The organism is Pedobacter suwonensis (assembly GCF_007833675.1).
In the GTDB taxonomy this organism is placed as follows: Bacteria; Bacteroidota; Bacteroidia; order Sphingobacteriales; family Sphingobacteriaceae; genus Pedobacter; species Pedobacter suwonensis.
In genome coordinates this window covers 1,917,574-1,938,173 of sequence record NZ_CP031708.1, presented here as the reverse complement: position 1 = coordinate 1,938,173, position 20,600 = coordinate 1,917,574, and the positions used below count along the sequence as shown (strand labels likewise).

The following is a 20,600-nucleotide window of genomic DNA, read 5'->3' as shown; positions in this document are numbered from 1 at the left end:
TAATTAATGGAATGGATTGCGAACAATTTTAGGGTTATTGTTCAATACCGTTTGATCAATTGAAGAGTAATAGTTCGCCATACGGAAGAACCTGGCACGGCGGAAGCGGGTTGGGCGAACGCGTGCGTAAATATATTTGCCATTATCCGGATGGCCAGGTCTGACTACGCGGTAAGAATATAAACCCATTACTACTGCATTGGGGTCGGTTTCTGAACCATCCCATACGATGTGTGCAATGCGCCATCTTTTCAGGTCGAAATAACGGTGATCTTCAAAAGCCAGCTCAATACGGCGCTCATTACGGATGATATCATTTGTAAGGGCACTTAAACTATTTGCCGGAAATCCGGCACGTGCACGGATTGTATTAACATATCCTAAAGCTTCCGGACGGCCTAACTCAAAAGCGGCTTCGGCAGCATTCAGGTAGATTTCGCCAAGGCGGAACCAAGGCCACCAGTTTACAGCCGATGTACCACGTGTACTGGCCGCAGCGGCGTCACTCACCATTTTACGGATATAGAAACCCGTATTGCTTACATCTACGGCATCATCTTTAGGTCCATCAAAACCTGTCCAAACCTGATTATCCGTGTAATTTCCACCGAGTACTGATGAAGTAGTTAACTGATAACTACCGTTATTCCATACGGCTACTCCGGCCTGTATTCTTACTGCATTGTTTTTGAATGTTGTTCCGGGATAAATAACAGTTCCATATAAGCGACCATCCTTGTTGGCAAAAATATCAGCAGGGTTAGCATAAGCAATGTAATTGCCACTGGCATCCTTATCTTTTAAAGTACCTTTTGTTCCGTCTAAATAATCGAAGCTCTCTACCAGGCTTAAGGAAGGTGAAATTGCTGATGAAGCTTCGTTGTCTTCCGTCATGCTTTTGATGATGTTATCATAAGTAAAACGATGTACCTTGGTACCAAGCGCAAAATCTTTTGCAAAGATGACTTCACTCACAGGTTTTTTGTTCAGCATATCGTAGAAGTTCGCCCCTTTATCAGGATTGGTATTGTATAATGCATACGGACCAGCGATTACTTCTTTCGAAGCTGCAAGCGATTTGTTGTAATAATCTGTAGCCATTGAAGCTGGGATACCCACCTCGCCACCAGTGGTGCTGATTGGAGCTGCCATTAAACTATTGTATTTAGCGATGGAAGCGGCATAAAGCATAGCCCTGCTTTCCAATGCTAAAGCTGTATATTTATTGGCACGTGTGGGTATACCGTTATTGCCTGACAGGTCAGCTTTAATTTCTTCCAGTTCTTTATAAATGAAATCGTAAACTTCTGATTCCTTTGCTCTCGGAACCTGTAGCGGACTGGGGTCGCCACTAAAATCGTAGATGAGTTGTTTTGTTACTAATGGTACGCCACCCATGCGTTTTACCATTTCGAAGTAAACGAAGGCACGCATAAAACGCATTTCGCCTATATAGAGGCTTTTTTGAGCGGGTGTAAGTTTTGCGCCCTGAGCAGTGATGTTTTCAATGGAAAGGTTAAGGTCCCTGATCAATCCATAATCCCAGTAACGACCATAATCGTTGCCATATTGAAAGTCATTTTTGCCGTTCTGATCGCGCGTTCCCGACCACATGGCATCGTCCAGCTCGGTCATTCCGCCCGTATTAAAAACACCATGTAAAGAAGGCAGGCGGTTATAGTAATTTGCCAAAAGTGAAGTGATCAGATTTGGATCGTTCCACAATTGTTCGTCGGTAATGGTGGTTTTAGATTCGCGGTAAAACCAGTCATCGTGTTTGCAGCTGTTCATGGTTAAACCCGTAAACAATGCAATCGCTATATAAATTTTTTTCATCTTAATCAATTTTTAAAGGTATTGATCAGCCTGATGCAGGCTGATATGAATTTACCTTTGTTTAAAATGTTATGTTAAATCCTGCCAGAAAAACCCTTTGCTGCGGATACACTACTGCTGCTGCTGCTTCAATCTCCGGATCGATCTGGAAATCTTTTACGTTATCGAAAGAAATCATATTCGATCCGTTTACATAAAAGCGGATTTTTTGCGCTTTGATTTTGTCGGCAATTGTTTTAGGCAGGGTATAAGCCAGTTCCATATTTCTTACACGTAAGTATCTTACATTTTTAAGCCAGAAACTGTTATTTCTGCTGTTTGGCCCCGAATTACCATTACGGATTGCCGGGTAATAGCCCGGAATCCAGGCACTTGTCGGGTCGTAAGGATCAGCCCTGTGCCACCTGTCTTCCAGTAGATAAGCAGGTGAGTTTCCACCACCATGAAAGGCATTTCTCAATTCATAGTCCTGATTCCATGACTGCATGGCACCACCGGCTAAATCAATATTCAGATCGATACCTTTATATGATAAACCAATGCGACCTCCGAAAGACATCATTGGTGCCCAACCGGTAGGATAACCAATCGGACGCTGATCAAGGTCATTGATCACACCATCTCCATTTACATCTTTGTAGATGAAATCTCCCGGTAATTGATTTCTGTTATTGTTGCCATCGTTGTTAATCGGGTAATTACGGATTTCTTCTTCAGACTGGAAACGGCCTACAACCTCGTAGCCCCACCAAATGCCGCCCCAACGGTTTTCAGATGAATTGGTATATTCGTTATACGAATTGCTGAAACGTGGCTTATATGAATCAAGTACTTTATATCTTGAAAAGGTAAAGTTTCCGCTCACTGTGTAGTTCAATTCGCCAACTTTACTGGCATAAGTAATAATACCTTCTGCTCCGTAGTAACCATTGCTGTTTAAGTTCTCATTCGGTAACGTATAACCGATTTCAGATGGTAGGAGTACGTCGTATTTTGTACCCGGATAGCCCGTGCGAATAATTTTAAACGCATCGGCTGTAAGGGTTAATTTATTATCAAACATCCCAACATCAATACCTACGTTATAGTTGGTGTTTTTTACCCATGAAAGGTTGCGTACAGGAAGCCCCTTAGGTTGAATGCCCGGATAATATGCTCCGTTTAATACAGCATTTCCGGAATTCCAGTTATAACCTGATAAGTAACCATGCATGCCAACGCCTTCTTCCAATCCGGTTTGACCAACTGAAACGCGAAGTTTCATATCATTTACGATCCCTTTTAATGGCTTGAAAAATGGCTCATCAGAGATCCGCCATCCTAAACTTCCGCCTGGGAAAAGTCCCCATTCTTTACCCGAATAATACAGGTAAGAACCATCATAACGACCTAATATTTCCAGTAAATATTTTCCTTTGTAATTATAGTTGAAACGACCAATGAAACCTGCTCTTGCTTCGTAAAGCCATTCATCGCCTATACCACTCAATTCGGAAATGGTGTTTACCAGCGGAATATAATTATTGGTAGGATTTGAGCCTATTGTGGTCAGTGTCCTGTCCCAGTCTGAACGCTCGTAACCACCCATTACCGAGAAATTATGGTCTCCGATTTGTTTGGTATAATCTAACTGGAATTGTGCCGACCTCGCTACCGCGACACGGTCGGTTTTATAGCGCCATCTTGAATTGGTTCCGTTACTGCGGACGTAGTTGCCATTGTCATAGCGGTAAACATCGTAGGTATACTGAAATCCATCAAACTTATTATTGGTATAATTATAAGAAACGAGACCTTTTGCTGAGAGGCCAAACTTTGTTTTATACGAAGCGGTTAAATTAATATTACCACTCATAAAGCTGTTGTCTTTATAACCAGCAATGTCCCGGCTAAAGATTGCAGGATTATAGGCAAACTCGTTGGTTTGATTTGGGTATAAAGGATTATCATTGGCATATGGCCCAACGGTTGGTCTGTTTTTGAAAATGGCCAGAATGGAAGAAAAATAACCGTCTCCACCCGGTAACCCCACATCCTGTGTTTTTTCCTGACGGGCAGAAATCTGGGTGCCGACGGTAAGTCCTTCAAGTACCGTTGCTTCCAGGTTGGCCTGTAGGTTGGTGCGTTTATAATTGAAATCCTTAATCATGGCATCCTGTTTCAGGTTACCAACCGAGAGGAAGTAGTTTGAGTTTTTTCCGCCACCGGTAATGTTGGCATTGATGTACTGCTGGGGAATATCCTTGCGGATCACCATGTCGGCATAATCATAACTTTTATAACCGGGTTCAGTACCTGCCTGCCATTTGGCAAGTTCTGTTCGGGTATATACCGAGCTTGGGTCGCGGCCTTCATTTTGTGCTGCTTCTACCAAACCCCGTGTGTATTGTGCCGCGTTTGCCATTTCAGGGAAACGGGTAAGGTTTTGCCAGCCCAGATAACCATTAACATTAATTTTTACCTTTTCGTCTTTTGAACCTTTTTTGGTTGTAATTAAAACTACTCCTTTTGAAGCTCTGAAACCATAAACTGCTGCAGCTGCATCTTTAAGAATAGATATACTTTCAATATCTTCCAGGTTCAGTGAGTTAAAAATATCAGCACCTGATGCATTTTGTGTACCCACCCAGTCGGTTCCGGTTTGGCCGCCATAAGCTACCCCATCAATTACAAATAAAGGGTTCCCCATGTTACGGATTTCGATACTGGCTCCGCGTCCCGGACGGGCATCTTTAGCGCGTACAGAAACCCCCTGCACTTTACCCGCCAATGCACCTGCCGTACTGGTAGAAGAAGTACGTACCACATCTTCGGCTTTCAGGTTACTTACCGCACCTGTAATGTTTCGTTTAGATTGTTTACCGTAACCTACTACCACCACATCTTCCAATCCATGATTATCGGGTTCCATTTTGATTGTGAATTGCGTTTTATCGCCAATGGCAATGGTTTGGTTTTTGTAACCGATGTAAGTAACCAGAAATGCGCCTTTGCTCGTGGTGAGCGTAAAACGTCCCTGGGCGTCGGTAGTAGTGATTTCTTTGGGTAAAGTACCTTCAACTACAATGGTTACGCCTACCAGCGGATCATTGAGTTCACTCAGTACTTGTCCGGAAATCTTACGTTGCGCAAATGAGTAATAGGGGATTCCCCATACCATAAGGCATAAGAAGAAAATTTTCAGGATTCTCATGTTATATTTGGTTTTGTTTAAAAGTGTTTTTGCCCAGTGTTATAGATCCACACTACCGATGGGTTAAAACCTGGCCTGGTGCGTAAACACCGTAGTCATCTGATGGAATACCCGTTTAGGTAGTACCCCTCAAATCTGCCTGGTTAGCTTCATTGAAAAATGAGTCGGTGAACTCACCTGTTGCTGGATCTATAAATAGTTGGTTCCAAACCTACAGGTTTCAAACAGGTGGGGCAGTATACAAAACCGTCAATTTTGATTTGTATTTTCGTCAAAATGGTGCTATTTTGGTTTTCAGGGCTACTTTTTTCTGATATTCGGACGGGAGCTCGCCGAATTCTTCCTTAAAGCACTGACGAAAATAAATAGCACTGTTTATACCTACCATTAAAGAAACTTCTGTGATATTATACTGCCCTGAACGGAGAAGTCTGGCTGCTTTTTGTATCCTGATCTTACGTACCAGCTGGTTAATGTTTTTACCTGTAAGCCCCTTTAATTTTCTATACAGTGTAGATTGGCTCATGTTCATTTTGTCGGCAAGGGTAGCTGCGTCAAGTACCTCGTCCTGGATACATGCTTCCACCAGCATTACAAATTCCTGTACAAGCGCATTCTCCTGCCATAGCTCGGGGTTGTTTTCCGGTTGATTAACTTTCGTGTCATCTCTATCACCAGAAAGCTGATTTAACATTGCGGTATATAAGGTTTTTCGCTTTAGCAGCAGGTTTTCGATGCGGCTGTTGAGAAGCTTTGGACTTATGGGTTTGGTGAGGTATGAGTCAACACCAAGAACATATCCCATTTCTTTATCAGTATTGGTATCTTTTGCCGTTAAGAATATGCTGGGAATGTGGCTGGTTTCACGCAGTTCTTTCAGCTTTTTGAGCATGGTAAAGCCATCCATATCGGGCATCATTACATCGCTTACCACTAAATCTGGAATGCGGTTTTTAGCCAGTTCAAATCCTTCCAAACCGTTGGCGGCAGTAATTACTTCATAATTTACTGATAGCACGGTAGCTAGATACTCCCTCAAATCTTTTTCATCTTCTATAAGAAGCACAACTGCACGTAAATCGTTAGCGGTTTCTATAGGATTAGATGAAGAAATGTGTAGATTATTTTGTGGTGTAGCAGGTACCGCATTGGTTAGCAACCGTACGCAGAATTCACTCCCTTTACCCGGCTGGCTTTTTACTGAAATTTTTCCCTGGTGTATGGCTACCAGTTCTTTTACAAGTGCCAGGCCAATACCAGTTCCATGGCTAACTGTTTTCGATACCTGATAATACCGTTCAAAGATTTTATTAAGATGTTCTGCCTCGATTCCACATCCGGTATCTTTAACACAGATCAGGGCAGAAGTAGTTAAGTTGTCTTGCTCGTAGGTAAGATGAACCTCTATTTTTCCTTCAGCGGTATGTTTGCAGGAATTTGATAACAGGTTATCTAAAATTAATTGAACAATTTCGCCATCAAAGGTGGTTTTAATGTCTGGTTGTTCAATTGTACAGCTAATCTGCAGGTCGGTATTGGTGTTAGCTTCAGCATATTTCTGAACAATTTGTTTTACCAGTTCACCCAGATAATCTTCGCCCAAAACCAGGGGTTTGTACTGCGATTCTACCTTGCGGAATTCGAGTAACTGATTCAAAAGCGAGAAAAGCCTGTTGGCATTCTTTTGCACCATCAATATGCCATTTTTATATTTAGACGCAAGTTTTTCTTCTTGTAATAGGTCTTCTAAAGGCCCCAGTATGAGCGTGAGCGGAGTGCGAAGTTCATGGGTAATATTGGTGTAAAAATTCATTCGCTCCAGGTTTAGTTTTTCATGCTGCACCATTTGGAGTTTTTTTACGCGGAGTTCTGCCTCTGCATATACTTTCCTGATGTGAAAAAATATCAGTGTAACAATAATTCCGGCAAACACCAATACATAACAAAACCAGGCAAATGTACTCAGGTAAAAAGGAGGAGAAATTTCAATGCGCATTTGCTGAGCACTATCAGACCAGTTTTCATTCTTCTGGCGGGTACGGATACGAAGCTCATAGTTGCCGTGAGGGATATTTCTGAAATCAACATTTTTTTCATCGCCCAGGAAAACCCATTTATCATCCAGTCCATGAAGCTGATAACTAAACTCCACCATGTCGTTCAGTGCATAATCCATTACCGCAAGCTCTACGCGAAAACTGTTTTCCTGATGTTCAAGTTCTATTTTTTCAGCAATGCCGGGGTGTTTTTCACTTTGTGTATTTGTTTCTCCAGCATTGAATACCACAAAACTGCTAATCCTGATGGGCGATTTAGGTAATACCAGAGGAACCTGCAGGGGATTAAAATATACAGCTCCCGATGGCATCCCGAAAAACAGAGAACCCTGCGCATCAGTACCGACACTATTGATGGTAAAACCGCCAAGGGGTATTCCGAAAGCCTGATCGTATCTGAAAAATTTTTTCTGTTTGATCAGGTAGCGCAGTAACCCCTGACGTGTAGAGCACCAAATGTTTCCACTTTTGTCTTCAGCAATAGCATTGATGGTTAACCAGGCTTTACCATCCGGTGGAACAATGATTTCCAGCTCACCTGTTTTTTTGTGGCCGGCTGGAGGCTTAAACCTTCGTTGGTCGCAATCCAGATGTTGTGCTGACGATCAGCAAATAAATGGTTGATGGTATTGCTGTTGATTCCCTGTCCTTTTATTATTTTTTTTATTAGCTTTCCGGTAGAGTTAAAAATATAAATTCCCTGACCGTAGGTGCCTATCCATCTGTTGCCATTTTGGTCTTCTGCTATGGTACGTGGAGCATAGTCTCCGAGTGCAGGGCTATGGGTGGTTAATTTGCTGAACGCCCCGGTTTTGGAACGGATAAATACCCCTTCCTGGGCAGCGAAAGCGATGTTGCCTGCTTTATCTTCAACGATTGCTCTAACAGACGACATTTTTTCGCCGGTTTCTACCTTTTTCCAGGCCTGTGTGCGTGCATTAAAAAACGATACCCCACCATTTTGAAGACCGAACCATTTATTGTTGTCGCTGTCCTGTAACCCCGACAGAAGAAAATCGTCACCTATCGCGCTGTTGCCCGTGTTAATTTTATTTACCTTTCCATTAGGTTGAACATGTAATACCCCATCGCCAACAGTACCCAGCCATATGCTATTATCGCGGTCGTTTAAAATGCTGATGACGGTTGCCGGTTTTCCTTGTCCGGGAAATAATGCCTGTGTGGAAAGGATAGAGAAAAAGGGTTTAATATGGCTTGTAAAGGCAATACCACCACCGTAAATCCCCATCCACACATTGCCAAACTGATCTTGATCAATGCTTTGGACCGATGAGGTTTTGCCACGGTTTAAATTAGCAGACGTTATTTTTTTTATCTGCGAAATTGTGCCATCAGCCAGGTATTCGGGATTGAGCATAAATAGCTGTGATGACTCGGTGCCGAGCCATATGGAGCCGTTAATAGCTTTAATGGAGTAGATAAATGGCTCCTTTCCATTAATGCTTTTTGAAAAGAGATTTATTTTTTTCAGGCTTTTTGTTTTCGGGTTAAAGATGGCCAGGCCTTTTCTGGTTCCGATCCAGATGTTGTTAAATGGATCACAAAACAGCGATTTAACCTCATTGTCTGGTAGCAAACCCTTGCTATTACTCACATTGATAACCGTTACGCTACGGTTTTTGGGGTTCAGAATAGAAATTCCTTTATTTACATGGCCAATGTAAAGCGTTCCGTCTTTGTCTTCAATGAGTGTCCAGGTACTGTTTTCCGGCAGGTTAGGAAGGTTCTTTTTGTTAAAACGCTCAAATGTTTTGGTTGAGGTGTTGAAACGTTGTACGCCCTGGTGATAGGTGGCCAACCAGAGGTGGCCACTCTGTGATTTAATAATATCGGTAATATCGTTAGTGGCTAGCGATTGCGGATTTTTATCGTCATGAACGTAATATGAAAAACAATTGGTTTTTAAATCATAAACATTTAAGCCGTTTGCGCGTGTACCTATAAAAACCTGATCGTTATCATATAATAAGGTATTGATTTCATTACTGTTTACCGAAGAGCCGTCTGCCTTTTCTGATTTATAAAATTGTTTAAAAGAATTGCTGGCAAAACGGTTAAGGCCCAATTCAGTTGCAATCCAGATAAATCCATACTTATCATGTACAACATCTATTACCTGCTCGCTCGACAATCCTTCCTGAAGCGATAAAAACTTAGCCTGATTGGTTTGCGCCACCAGTACAGTGCTGTATAAAAAAAGCGTTAATAATACCCTCAGTCCCAATTTCATAACCATCCCCTCCTGTGGAACTATCTTATTTTGCCACGATTACATTTGCCCCGCCCGGTAACAGTTTTACTTTCAGTTTTTTTGAATTGTTTAATTTCACCTGTTTTATCTGAGGCGAACGGTCCTCAGCATCATTGTACAAAGTCGCTTCAGTACCCGATAACATCGGGAGCGAAATGTCTATCGTTTTCTCAGTCGTTTCAGCGTTTATCGCTGCAATATACCAGGTATCGCCATGGCGGCGTGCAAGTACGCAATATTTCCCGGGATATCCGTCAATAAAGACCGTATTGTCCCAGGTGGTAGGCACTTTTTTCATAAAGTCGATGATATGAGGCGCAGCATCGCTAAGGTTATTAGGCGTAATGCCAAAATTTTGTACAGGATTTTGAAAAAGGATAGCAGTGGCCATCTGGAAAGTTTCTGTTGTTTTTCTTATCGTTCCCCCGTCATTTTTTCTGTTATGGCGCTTGTTTAAAAGAACCGGACCAAAATCCATTGCACCTACAGCATTTCGGATAAAGGGATGAAGACTGGCATTGAAGGCTTCCTTATCATTGGCATGTTGCCCAAATATCAGATTCTCTGATGCCAGTACGGCCTCACTGCCCGCATAGTTAGGATACATTTTTTCCCAACCTCGAGGTATTGTACAGCCATGGAAAATCACCGTTAAGCCAAAAGTATTGGCGTCAGCTAAAATATCTTCATAAAGTTTCATGGTTTCCTGTTTGTCGCCACCAAAAAAATCTACTTTGATCCCTTTTATGCCGATTTTTTGCATCCAGGCCATTTCCTGTTTTCTTGCAGAGGCCGTATTCATTTTATACTTAGGAGTTTGCGGCGCATCGTTCCAAAATCCATTAGAATTATACCACAAGGCAATACCAACATTTTTCTCTTTGCCATACGTAACCAGTTCCTCTATTTTTTTTCGTCCGATCCGGCTGTCCCACCAGTTATCGATCAGTACCAATTCATAACCCATAGCTGAAGAAAGATCGATGAATTTTTTCTGGTCTTCGAAATTGATGCTTTCATCTTGCCATAACAGCCAGCTCCAGGTAGACCGGCCAAAGGTATAATTTTTTGATGCCGGATATTGTGGCTCTACAACATCGAATGGCACAGTCGTTTCCACAATGGGTTTGAGTGTACGCCCTATGGTAATGGTACGCCAAGGGGTATTGCCTGGTAAGGATATGGTTGGGTTTGCACTACCAATGCCATTATTCTCACCCTTCTCCGGAAAAGCAATTTTGTAATGGCCATCTTTAGTTCCTTCACTCAGCTTTGATCCACAGTATAGCGAATTAACCCCTGTTTCAGAAAGCAGTACCCAACCATCGTTCCCCAGATGGAAAAGCGCAGGAAAAGTGTAGCCTACACCATATTTAGACGGAACGCCCATGGCCTGATCGGGATTATATTCTTCTTCATAACTTGGCTTACTTTTCATCCAGCCAATCATCGGGGTAGCTTGCGGGGTTAAAAATGTGGTGGTATTTGCCGGGAATTTGTACCCGCTCAATTCTTCTTCAATAACAAAGGTTGCGGGCTCACCGGTCTGGGGAACCTGATACCTGAAGGCGATGTCGTTATTGCTCACCCGGAATACCACTTCAAGCTGGTTTTTTGAAGCATTTTCAAACTTGCAGGTGAGCTCATTTGCCTGGTAGTTTACACTGCTGATCTTAATTTTGGGTTCAGTGTACCGCTCATCTATTTTTCGTAATTGCTGGCCGGTCAATTTTAGCCCTGTTGACAAATCCATCTGGCTTCCACGAAGTCCCAAAGGAGACCGCTCAATCATTTCTTTTCCCTGTAGTGTTACATTATAATAAAGTTTACCCTCATTTAAATAAAGCTTAACCATTAATTTCTGATCCGGACTGGTAACCTTCATGTCCTGGGCGAAAGATAAAATGTGGAGGGCAACTAACGCCATTGCTAATAAGATGCCTTTACAATAATTCATGGTTAAAGATTTGGGGATATTCATCACAACAGGATAAGTTTATTTGGTTTAGATTGATCGGATCAGTATTTGAAAACCGAAAATTAGGAAAAAATTTTAAATGTTATGATAACGTTTATTGTTTTTTCAAAATCTATTTTGCCAGATACAGATATGATGTACCCCAATTAAAGGTTAGCAATTTATTAAAAACCTTATTTGTAAGCAGGTTACAGCTGCTTTTGATATTGGTGAACTGCAGACGATAAAAACACTTATCTATCAACGGATCAAACGCCAGGAGTCAAAATTAAAGAGGTTGCTACCTTCGCCCTTAAATACCAGATACAGATCGTGTACACCAGCGATCTGATTGATTTTACAAAGCTGGGCTTTCCAATCGTGAGCGCTGTTTGTTGATTTTACCTCCAGGTTACCCAGCAGTTTTCCGTTTAAACTGTCTGCCCTTAATTCTATATTTCCTTTTGAAGATTGTGCAGCAACAGTAGCTTCAAACCTACCTGCACCTTTGCCAAAATCTACACTACGGATTTTGATGTAATCCCCATTATCAATGTTGGATACATAAATATTACCTGTTAAGCTATCTTTGAACGTTTTTATACCTTCAGACCATGCAATGGTTTCTGCTTCAACACGTTTAAAAGGATCCAGATTTGCAGCGCTTTTCAATACGCCTGATCTGGTGCGGTTAATTCTTGGAATCGAACCATCGGCATTAAAACTAAACGGTTCAATACAAACGGAACGTTTGAAACCACCACCACCCGGTAAAGACCCGTCATGATAAAACAAATAAGACTGACCTTTAAAATCGATGTATCCGGGGTGATTGGTGAATGCACCACGATCTTCAATCACTTTCATAATCGTATCTCCATACAACCAGGGCCCGGTAGGCCAATCGCTGGTAGAATAAGCCAGATGTTCTGGTACGCCACCAGCCGGATAAAGCAGGTAATATTTGCTTTTTCGTTTAAAAAACCATGGTCCTTCTTCGTATTCTGATGGTCTCTTGTCTGCATCTTTTTTCCTCACACTAAAGCCTTGTTTGGTTAGCGGCACTTTTACGATTCCAACTTTTTCATCATAAGAGATCATGTCCTTATTCAGTTTTACGTAATACAATTCTGGATTGCCCCAATATAAATAAGCCTGTCCGTCATCATCAATAAAAACAGTAGGATCAATATACCCAAATCCTGTTAGTAATGGTTTACCAATGGCATCTTTAAAGCCCGATGTCGGACTGTCGGAGACCGCAACGCCAATTGCATTTCCGCCATTTTTTTGGTTTACAGGTAAGTAATAGTAAAATTTTCCGTTTCTGGAGATACATTGGCCTGCCCATGCATCACCGCGCGACCAGCTAAAATCTTTGTATGATAAAATAGCACCGTGATCAGTCCAGTTAACCATATCCTTTGAAGAATAACACCGCCAATCGTTCATCGTAAAAAAGTTTTTTACGGTAACATCTTCATCGTGAGAAGTGTATAGGTAAACGGTACCATTGTGTACCATTGGCGCCGGATCGGCGGTATAATAAGTCTGAATGATCGGGTTTTGGGCGAAGCTGTACAGCGCTGATAATATACAGGTTAACAGCGCTATTCCAAATATTTTTTTCTGCATTATTCTGATGTTATTTTAACAGGGACAGCATTGTTTTTGCATAACGTTCGCCAAGCATCCGATAGCCCTGTGCATTGAAATGGAGGTGATCGGCAGCTGCGGTACAGCCAGCTGATGAGATGATGTGTGCATTGGGAATTATGGTTGGCAAGGTTGCAATAATTTTATTCATTGATGCGCATGTTCCTCCCTGATCTGCGTTAACCACTTCACCGGCAAGAAGGGGTGTAGTTGACGGATTTAAATTTAAGTCCTTGATGAGGTGTTCATAAACCGCCTTCACTTTTTTTGGCCACTCCTGATCTCCTGTATTAGATTCGCCCTGGTGCATCATAATGCCCTTTATTACGCCTGATTGCTGTGCAATTTTGGCTAATTCTACCAAACGACCGTATGGATTTCCGCCGTAGGCATTTAGGGCTGACTTCATCCAATCTGGTGCGGTAGCGGTATAGGTTTGATAAGAATCTTTATCAAATAACTCAATTTTGCAACCACCAACTGCTACATTGATCACGCCGATCCGCACATCTTGAGGAAGTGAATCTAAAAGCGTTCTGCCAAAATAGTCCATTGGTGTTAAGCCGGTTTTGCATCGGCACAAAGGTGGTTTAGCCGTATACCAATTGTCTTTTTTACGGCCTGATTCCGGACAGTCAAGCGCCTGTAGCACCCTGAATCTATTGTTTACTGCTGTATCCTGAGGCTCGAAAGGCGCATTACCTTCCATATTGGATTGACCAAAGCTCAGAAAAACATATAATTTCTGATCCTGACCATAGGATTTTTCACTATTGCAAAACGTTAATGCAAGTAACACAATAACTCCTAATCTTAAGCCCAATTTTTTTGAATAGCTTATGGCTTGTTTTAGCCTGTCTGCGGTTAATTTTTTCATACTCATTCATCATTTATACCTCTCGCTAAAGTATTAAATGCCACAGATTAGCAGTAGCATTTTTCGTCATAAAAAACGCTCATATGATTAAAATTGATCCGAATTATTCTATTGCTGGTTGCCAACCAGCTTCATTTCCTCAATATAGGTTTATATTGTTGGCAGATGATAATATGTAGTTGTCAGGTAGATTTTTTTTTATTAAATCAACATTTCTGCTAACATATTATTCAAAGTTTCTATACTAAAATCTTCTTTTAGCATAGTTTTATCTTTTGCCTCACCTTTAGTTTTTAAATGTATTTTATTTGAAAACAGGGGCAAAATTTTAACCAAATAAATATTAAGATCAAATAAGCATGTCAAAAAAATGATCTGTCACTATTCGTCCATAAAGTTTATGATCGAGAGCGATAAATAATTAGCAATTAAAAATAATTCAGGTAAATGGAAGCTATATCACAGACATTTCTTCTTATGTAACTAATGTTGTTTTGCTTGTTGATGGAGGTAATTCCATAGGATTTTAAAACGAAGTAAATGATTGTATCCTGATTTGAATGAAATTTTCAGGAATCTTATTAACCAAAAATGAATAAAAATGAATCTAAAATTTAAGAGCCAATCTGCTTTGGCCATTGCCCTGATGGTTGCCTTAGGGAGTTCCTGTCAGGAAAAAAAGAAAGATGCTGAGGAAAAAGAAACCTCAAAAACAGAGAAGAAACAATATCTTTCTGAGCCATTGGTGAAAGAAATTTATACTGCAGATCCTTCTGCACACGTATTTAACGGTAAAATTTATATCTATCCGTCGCATGATATCGAATCAGGCGTAAAAGAAAATGACAATGGCGATCATTTTGATATGAAAGATTATCGGATTCTGAGTATGGACAGCATTGGTGGCAAGGTTACCATTCATGATACTGCACTATCTGTAAGTGATATTCCATGGGCAGGAAGGCAATTATGGGCGCCAGATGCAGCCTATAAAAATGGTACGTATTATCTTTATTTTCCTGTTAAGGATAAAAATGATGTTTTCAGGATCGGGGTGGCCACCTCTAAAAATCCGGCCGGGCCTTTTAAAGCAGCTAAAGAACCGATTGAAGGCAGTTTTAGTATTGACCCGGCGGTGTTTACCGATACCGATGGCAGCAGCTACATGTATTTCGGTGGGATCTGGGGTGGACAGCTTCAGCGCTGGAAAGATGGGAAATATGATCCGAATGGTTCTAAAACCGATTCTCAAAAAGAAAACGAACCTGCCTTAACCGCAAAAGTTGCGAAACTAAGTAAGGATATGATGGCTTTTGACGGTCAAGTGAAAGATGTGGTTATTTTAGATCAGCAAGGTAAACCACTTCTGACAAAGGATCACGATCGCAGGTTTTTTGAAGGTGCCTGGATGCATAAGTATAATGGTAAATATTATTTTACCTATTCAACAGGCGATACCCATTACCTGGCATCAGCCATTTCAGATAGCCCCTGGGGACCTTTTAAATACCAGGGCACTTTTATGACGCCTGTAGAGGGCTGGACTACTCATCACTCCATTGTTGAAATTAAAGGTAAGTGGTATATTTTTTATCATGATACCCAGCTTTCCGGAAAAACACATTTAAGAAATGTGAAAGTAACCGAGCTGAAGCATCTTGAAGATGGCACGATTGAGCTGATAAAACCAAATAAGGGTTAATACCGGCGGCAATTCAGATACTAAATCCATCAATACATTCGTCATTCCCGCGCAGGTGGAAATCTTCAAGCAAGTGTTTTAAGATTCCCAATCAAGTTGGGAATGACGATTCCCTGAGGGATATTATCTGCCCTATTTATCTGTTAACCTAAACTCGATAATTATTTAATTAAAATACTCCCTATCCTCAGGATTGACAATTCTATCTTTACATCAAACACTAAAGAGGCGTAATTGTGCAAAGGCTTTTTAGTAGAGAGTCGTCTTTTTCGAAATCTTTGGTATGAAGACCTATCTTTGTATAAAAGACCCTGAAACAAGTTCAGGGTGACGAACGGTAAGAATCATCGTAGTTACGCGAAGATTTTTCAAACTGACCGTACATTCTGAAATTCCTGCACAAGATCAATTTTTGCATAAAAGACCCTGAAATGAATTCAGGGTGACGAACTGCAAGAGTGATCGTAGCTTTACGAAGGTTTTTCAGCCGACAGCATGTACTGAAGTTTTGTGTACGAGATCAATTTTTGCCTAAAAGACCCTGAACCGAGTTCAGGGTGACGAAAGACGAAGCAATCTATTCAATAATAAGATTGCTTCGTCGTTCCTCCTCGCAATGACGAATTTTTTACGAAAATCTATAGTTTGTTATTTCAAAGCCTGCGCTCGTTTTTAACGAGTGCGTAGGTAGCTTAACGATTTTATCGTTTTTTGTGCAAACCCATTATTATCAACGCTCGTTTAAAAACTATCGTGAGTTTAAGCTATTTAGAATTATAAATTTTATCATTTCCGCTATAATCGATCCATTTAAAGCTCGCGGTATTATCACTTGGCTGACCAGACGATGTAGCATACAGTGCGAAAAGAGACCCGATAAATCCACCGGCGGCCTGCGTACTTAAATATTTGCCATCAACGTCTTTTTTCAGAATCAGCCAGTCGCCATTTCCCTGACGATATTTGAAATCGTACAAGCCACCTTTAGCTTCAATCGCCAGCTGTAGATCGGCTGATGACTCAGGCAAAGGCAATTCCGTAATTAACAACATTTGTTTTGTCGCCTGATCGCCTTTAAAAAGCTGAATGACGTCTTTATTTTCTTTAACGGATTTACACATGAAGTAAAAATTAAACTCCCCCTGAAAGATCATAAATCCTGCTTTTTCATTTTCAGATTTCGGTAAAAAATGTAGTGATGTACTGGCTGAAGAGAACATGTGTTGCTGCCTTTTGCCTAAAAAAGCTGGATTTCCTTTTTCCATGCAGGTTTCTGGCTTAAGTTTCATCGTTAGCCCATTTTTCTTGTCCAGTTTGTACCATGAACTGTCGTTTTTTCTTAAGAATAACAGGGATGGATCTAAAACTTTATCAAATGTGGTGCGATAAGAAAAATTACCACTTTGTGGTGGCGTTCCCTTTTGTTTAACTTCTTTAAAATTCGCCTCATATTGATATTGTACTTCTTTGAAATCGGGATTGATTACCGGCCATCCATCTGTCCATTTAACCGGCGCGATGAAAGTTTCTCTTCCGGTGTTGTAAAAATTTTCTTCATATGGACGCACTGCAAGAAAAATGGCGTAAGTTTTTCCATCAGGTCCTTCAACCAGTTCGGCATGGCCGGTCGAGGTAATCGGATTTGCACGGTTAGGGTCTAAATCCCGTTGCGTGAGAATCGGATTTTTTTCATAAGGTACATATGGGCCGGTAGCCGAGCGACTTCTAAGGATAACCTGCGAATGGTTTACACTCGTGCCACCTTCAGCAGCGCAGATATAATACCAATCACCACGTTTAAAAATGTGTGGTCCTTCAATCCATACCGGTTTTTTAGAAATATCTACACCACCATTTACGAGCAAATGCTCTTCCCCTTTAACTTTGAGTGTTGCAGGATCAAATTCATAGGTGCGGATGGTACGGTGGCCGCTATAAAGGGGTTTGTTGTCAGGAGCATCACTATTGTAAACAATATAGGCCTTATCCTGATCAAAAAATAATGATGGATCTATTCCGCGTACATCACGAAGCCATACCGGATCGCTCCATGGACCTGCGGGATTTTTAGCCGTCATCACAAAATTTCCGCCCTTATCTATATTGGTACAAGTCATATAAAAGGTTCCGTTATGGTAATTGATAGACGGCGCGAACAGACCGCGTGAGGTTCCGTCGCCCAGAAAAGTCATCTGCGAATTTCGCTCAATAACATTTCCAATCTGTTTCCAGTTTTTTAAATCCTTGCTGTGAAAAACAGGAATGCCCGGAAAATAGGAAAAGGTAGAATTAACCAGGTAATAATCAGATCCCACTTTAGTGATACTGGGATCCGGATAAAAACCGGCAAGAATGGGGTTGGTAAATTTTATTTGGGCAAATGCTTGTGTGGTGAAGCATAATAAAAATAGATAAAGGATTTTTTTCATAATTGTATTTGGTTATTGAGGAAATATGCTCGGATTTTTGATGTTAATTTTAAAACAGGATTTTTGCGATTTATCTAGCGAAGTATGTTTTCTGTCTTTAAAGTTTCGCTGATGTCCAGTTCGAGTCCGCGTAGTTCGGCAAGGCCTTTCAGTCTTCCTATAGCAGAGTAGCCAGGGTAAGGATTTTTATCTAAATCATCGAGCATCTGGTGCCCGTGATCGGGGCGCATAGGGATCGAACGGTTTTCTTCGGACATGAGTTTTAGGATAGCCCTGACCAAAATGCTCATCTCTGCATTTCCTTCCAGGTGGTTGGCTTCATAAAAATTGCCGTTATCCTCTCGCTGAACGCTGCGCAGATGTAGAAAATAGATTTTGTTGCCCAAACGTTCAATCATTCCTTTTAAATCATTATCTGGCCGGGCACCGAAAGACCCGCTACAAAAACAGATTCCATTGGAAGGTGCAGGTACTGCCTGTAATATTTTGTGGGCATGTTCTTCTGTGCTCATAATTCTGGGCAGACCCAAAATCGGGTAGGGAGGATCATCCGGATGAATAGCGAGTTGTAATCCATTTTGATCGGCCGTTGGCGTAATTTCCTTTAAAAAACTGATTAAATTATTGCTGAGTATTTCTGCAGAAATGTTTTGATATCCTTTTAATAAATTCAATACCTGATCTTTGGTAAAATGATCTTTACTTCCCGGCAGGCCCTGCAAACAGTTGCTCATTAAATTGCTTTGTTCTTTTGCATTGAGTTTAATAAAGAAATTTTTGGCATCTTCCAGTTCCTGCGCCGTGTAGTCAGCACTTGCACCCGGTCGGTTTAGCAAATAAAGGTCAAACGCAATGAACGCTTTTTTCTCAAATCGTAAGGCAAGTGCGCCGGTACTGGTTTTAAATGTTAAATCGGTACGCATCCAGTCTAACACCGGCATGAAATTGTAGGTAATTACTTTAATGCCGCAGCTGGCCAGATTTTTCAGACTGATTTTATAATTTTCAATCCACTGCTGATATTCGCCCTGTCTCTTTTTTATGTCTTCATGTACCGGTAAACTTTCTACCACTTCCCAAACCAGACCAGAAGATTCTATGAGTGATTTCCGGGTCATAATTTCCTTTTCAGTCCAGATTTCTCCAACGGCGATATGATGTAAAGCCGTTACTACTCCAGTGCAGCCTGCCTGCAGGATATCGGCAAGCGTAACAATATCATCAGGGCCATACCAGCGCATGGTTTGGATCATTTTCATAGCATCACGGTATTGTTTTCAAAGATTTTATGATTGCAGATCATCGCGTTTCCTGTCTGCTTTTTACGCTGAGCAGTAATACATCGCCGCTCTTTAAGGTTGTTTTTCATATTTGGTTTTTAGGTTTGGTTCTGTAAAATGTTATGCCCGCAACCATTTGGATTTTTTTCTGCAATCGATTGCTAAAAAGCTTAACCATGCTAATTTTTTCTTAGCTTAGTTGATGTTTAAAGTCTGTTAATTACGAAATGCTTCCGGTCAGATACCTTTTTCCGAGAAGTATCTCTAAACCGAAGTTCATTAAAGATTTTTAAATAAATGATGATTTGTTCTGCTTAAAGGCATTTTTGAACATTTTTGCACTCAAAATAATCAATGGTTCCATTACCCTGATGTGCGATGCGCTTAAGTTTGTATTAATAATTAATTTCAGGCAGGCTATCAATTATTGCCGCCAATCACCGCTAACCAATTCAAATGAAACGATTAATCTCCATCTTCGCCACACTTATTTTTATTCAGATTGCAGTTTTCGCACAAAAGCAGATTCCTGCGGCGCCTGCAGATTTCGATGTTAATCAGGAAAACATTCCGCATGGCAAAATAGATACGATCCAGTATGCATCAAAAACTGTTGGGACAAACAGAAAAGCTACTATTTATTTCCCGCCAGGTTACCTGAAAACCAAAAAATACCCGGTTTTATATCTGCTCCACGGGATTGGTGGCGATGAAAAGGAATGGCTGAACGGTGGTAAACCTCAGGTAATTTTTGATAACCTGTATGCTGCGGGAAAGCTTGCACCGATGCTGGTGGTGATGCCGAACGGAAGGGCGATGCAAGATGACCGTGCTACCGGAAATATTATGGCTCCGGATAAAGTTGCTGCTTTTGCAACCTTTGAAAAAGATCTGTTACAGGATCTGATTCCATATGTAGAAAAAAATTATCCTGTTTTTAAAGACAGGGAACACAGAGCGCTTGCCGGATTGTCTATGGGCGGTGGTCAATCCTTAAATTTTGGATTGGGTAATTTAGATACTTTTGCCTGGGTTGGCGGCTTTTCTTCTGCGCCAAATACCAAAGTGCCCGCTGAATTATTGCCAGATCCGGCCAAAGCTAAAACCATGCTTAAGTTGCTTTGGATCTCCTGCGGGGATAACGATAGATTACTTAATTTCTCTCAACGTACCCACGAATACCTGGTAGAAAAAAATGTACCCCATATTTATTATGTTGAACCAGGTGTGCATGATTTCAAAGTATGGAAAAATGATCTTTACCTGTTTAGTCAGTTGTTATTTAAACCTGTTGATCAGGCTGCCTTTCAAAAGTATAGCCTAAATCCTTAACGAGTGATT

General features: G+C 41.1%; 11 protein-coding genes. 2 read left to right on the top strand and 9 right to left on the bottom strand.

What is annotated here, in order from left to right; genetic code table 11:
* Positions 1-3: 3 nt before the first annotated feature.
* From DV942_RS07855 to DV942_RS07825, 7 genes are all read right to left on the bottom strand, one after another.
* Positions 4-1,836: a RagB/SusD family nutrient uptake outer membrane protein gene (locus DV942_RS07855; RefSeq protein WP_186462447.1), complete on the bottom strand. Its 1,833-nt coding sequence runs from the start codon at positions 1,834-1,836 to the stop codon at positions 4-6.
* A 61-nt stretch (positions 1,837-1,897) separates the two neighbouring features.
* Positions 1,898-5,029: a SusC/RagA family TonB-linked outer membrane protein gene (locus DV942_RS07850; RefSeq protein WP_145856608.1), complete on the bottom strand. Its 3,132-nt coding sequence runs from the start codon at positions 5,027-5,029 to the stop codon at positions 1,898-1,900.
* A 271-nt stretch (positions 5,030-5,300) separates the two neighbouring features.
* On the bottom strand, positions 5,301-7,397 hold the full coding sequence (locus tag DV942_RS07845; protein ID WP_145856606.1) for a hybrid sensor histidine kinase/response regulator transcription factor: 2,097 nt from the start codon (positions 7,395-7,397) through the stop codon (positions 5,301-5,303).
* 182 nt (positions 7,398-7,579) lie between these two features.
* Positions 7,580-9,337 carry a ligand-binding sensor domain-containing protein gene (locus DV942_RS07840; RefSeq protein WP_186462446.1) on the bottom strand — a complete coding sequence of 586 codons (1,758 nt, stop codon included), beginning with the start codon at positions 9,335-9,337 and terminating at the stop codon, positions 7,580-7,582.
* A 25-nt stretch (positions 9,338-9,362) separates the two neighbouring features.
* Entirely contained in the window at positions 9,363-11,315 is a 1,953-nt protein-coding gene (locus DV942_RS07835; RefSeq protein ID WP_222431174.1) for a glycoside hydrolase family 97 protein, read from the bottom strand.
* A gap of 261 nt (positions 11,316-11,576) precedes the next feature.
* Positions 11,577-12,950 carry a glycoside hydrolase family 43 protein gene (locus DV942_RS07830; protein WP_145856602.1) on the bottom strand — a complete coding sequence of 458 codons (1,374 nt, stop codon included), beginning with the start codon at positions 12,948-12,950 and terminating at the stop codon, positions 11,577-11,579.
* Positions 12,951-12,960: 10 nt separating this feature from the next.
* Positions 12,961-13,848: a sialate O-acetylesterase gene (locus tag DV942_RS07825; RefSeq protein ID WP_145856600.1), complete on the bottom strand. Its 888-nt coding sequence runs from the start codon at positions 13,846-13,848 to the stop codon at positions 12,961-12,963.
* Between the two features lie 601 nt (positions 13,849-14,449).
* Between DV942_RS07825 and DV942_RS07820 the strand changes: the two genes are divergently transcribed.
* A complete protein-coding gene (locus tag DV942_RS07820; protein ID WP_145856597.1) occupies positions 14,450-15,550 on the top strand; it encodes a glycoside hydrolase family 43 protein in 1,101 nt (366 codons plus the stop codon).
* Positions 15,551-16,314: 764 nt separating this feature from the next.
* Here DV942_RS07820 and DV942_RS07815 read toward each other — a convergent pair.
* On the bottom strand, positions 16,315-17,979 hold the full coding sequence (locus DV942_RS07815; protein WP_145856595.1) for a glycoside hydrolase family 43 protein: 1,665 nt from the start codon (positions 17,977-17,979) through the stop codon (positions 16,315-16,317).
* A 74-nt stretch (positions 17,980-18,053) separates the two neighbouring features.
* Positions 18,054-19,238 carry a mannonate dehydratase gene (gene uxuA / locus DV942_RS07810; protein ID WP_145856593.1) on the bottom strand — a complete coding sequence of 395 codons (1,185 nt, stop codon included), beginning with the start codon at positions 19,236-19,238 and terminating at the stop codon, positions 18,054-18,056.
* A gap of 477 nt (positions 19,239-19,715) precedes the next feature.
* Here uxuA and DV942_RS07805 point away from each other — a divergent pair, with 477 nt between their 5' ends.
* Positions 19,716-20,591, top strand: coding sequence for an alpha/beta hydrolase (locus tag DV942_RS07805; protein WP_145856591.1), 876 nt, complete (start codon positions 19,716-19,718; stop codon positions 20,589-20,591).
* Positions 20,592-20,600 lie beyond the last annotated feature (9 nt).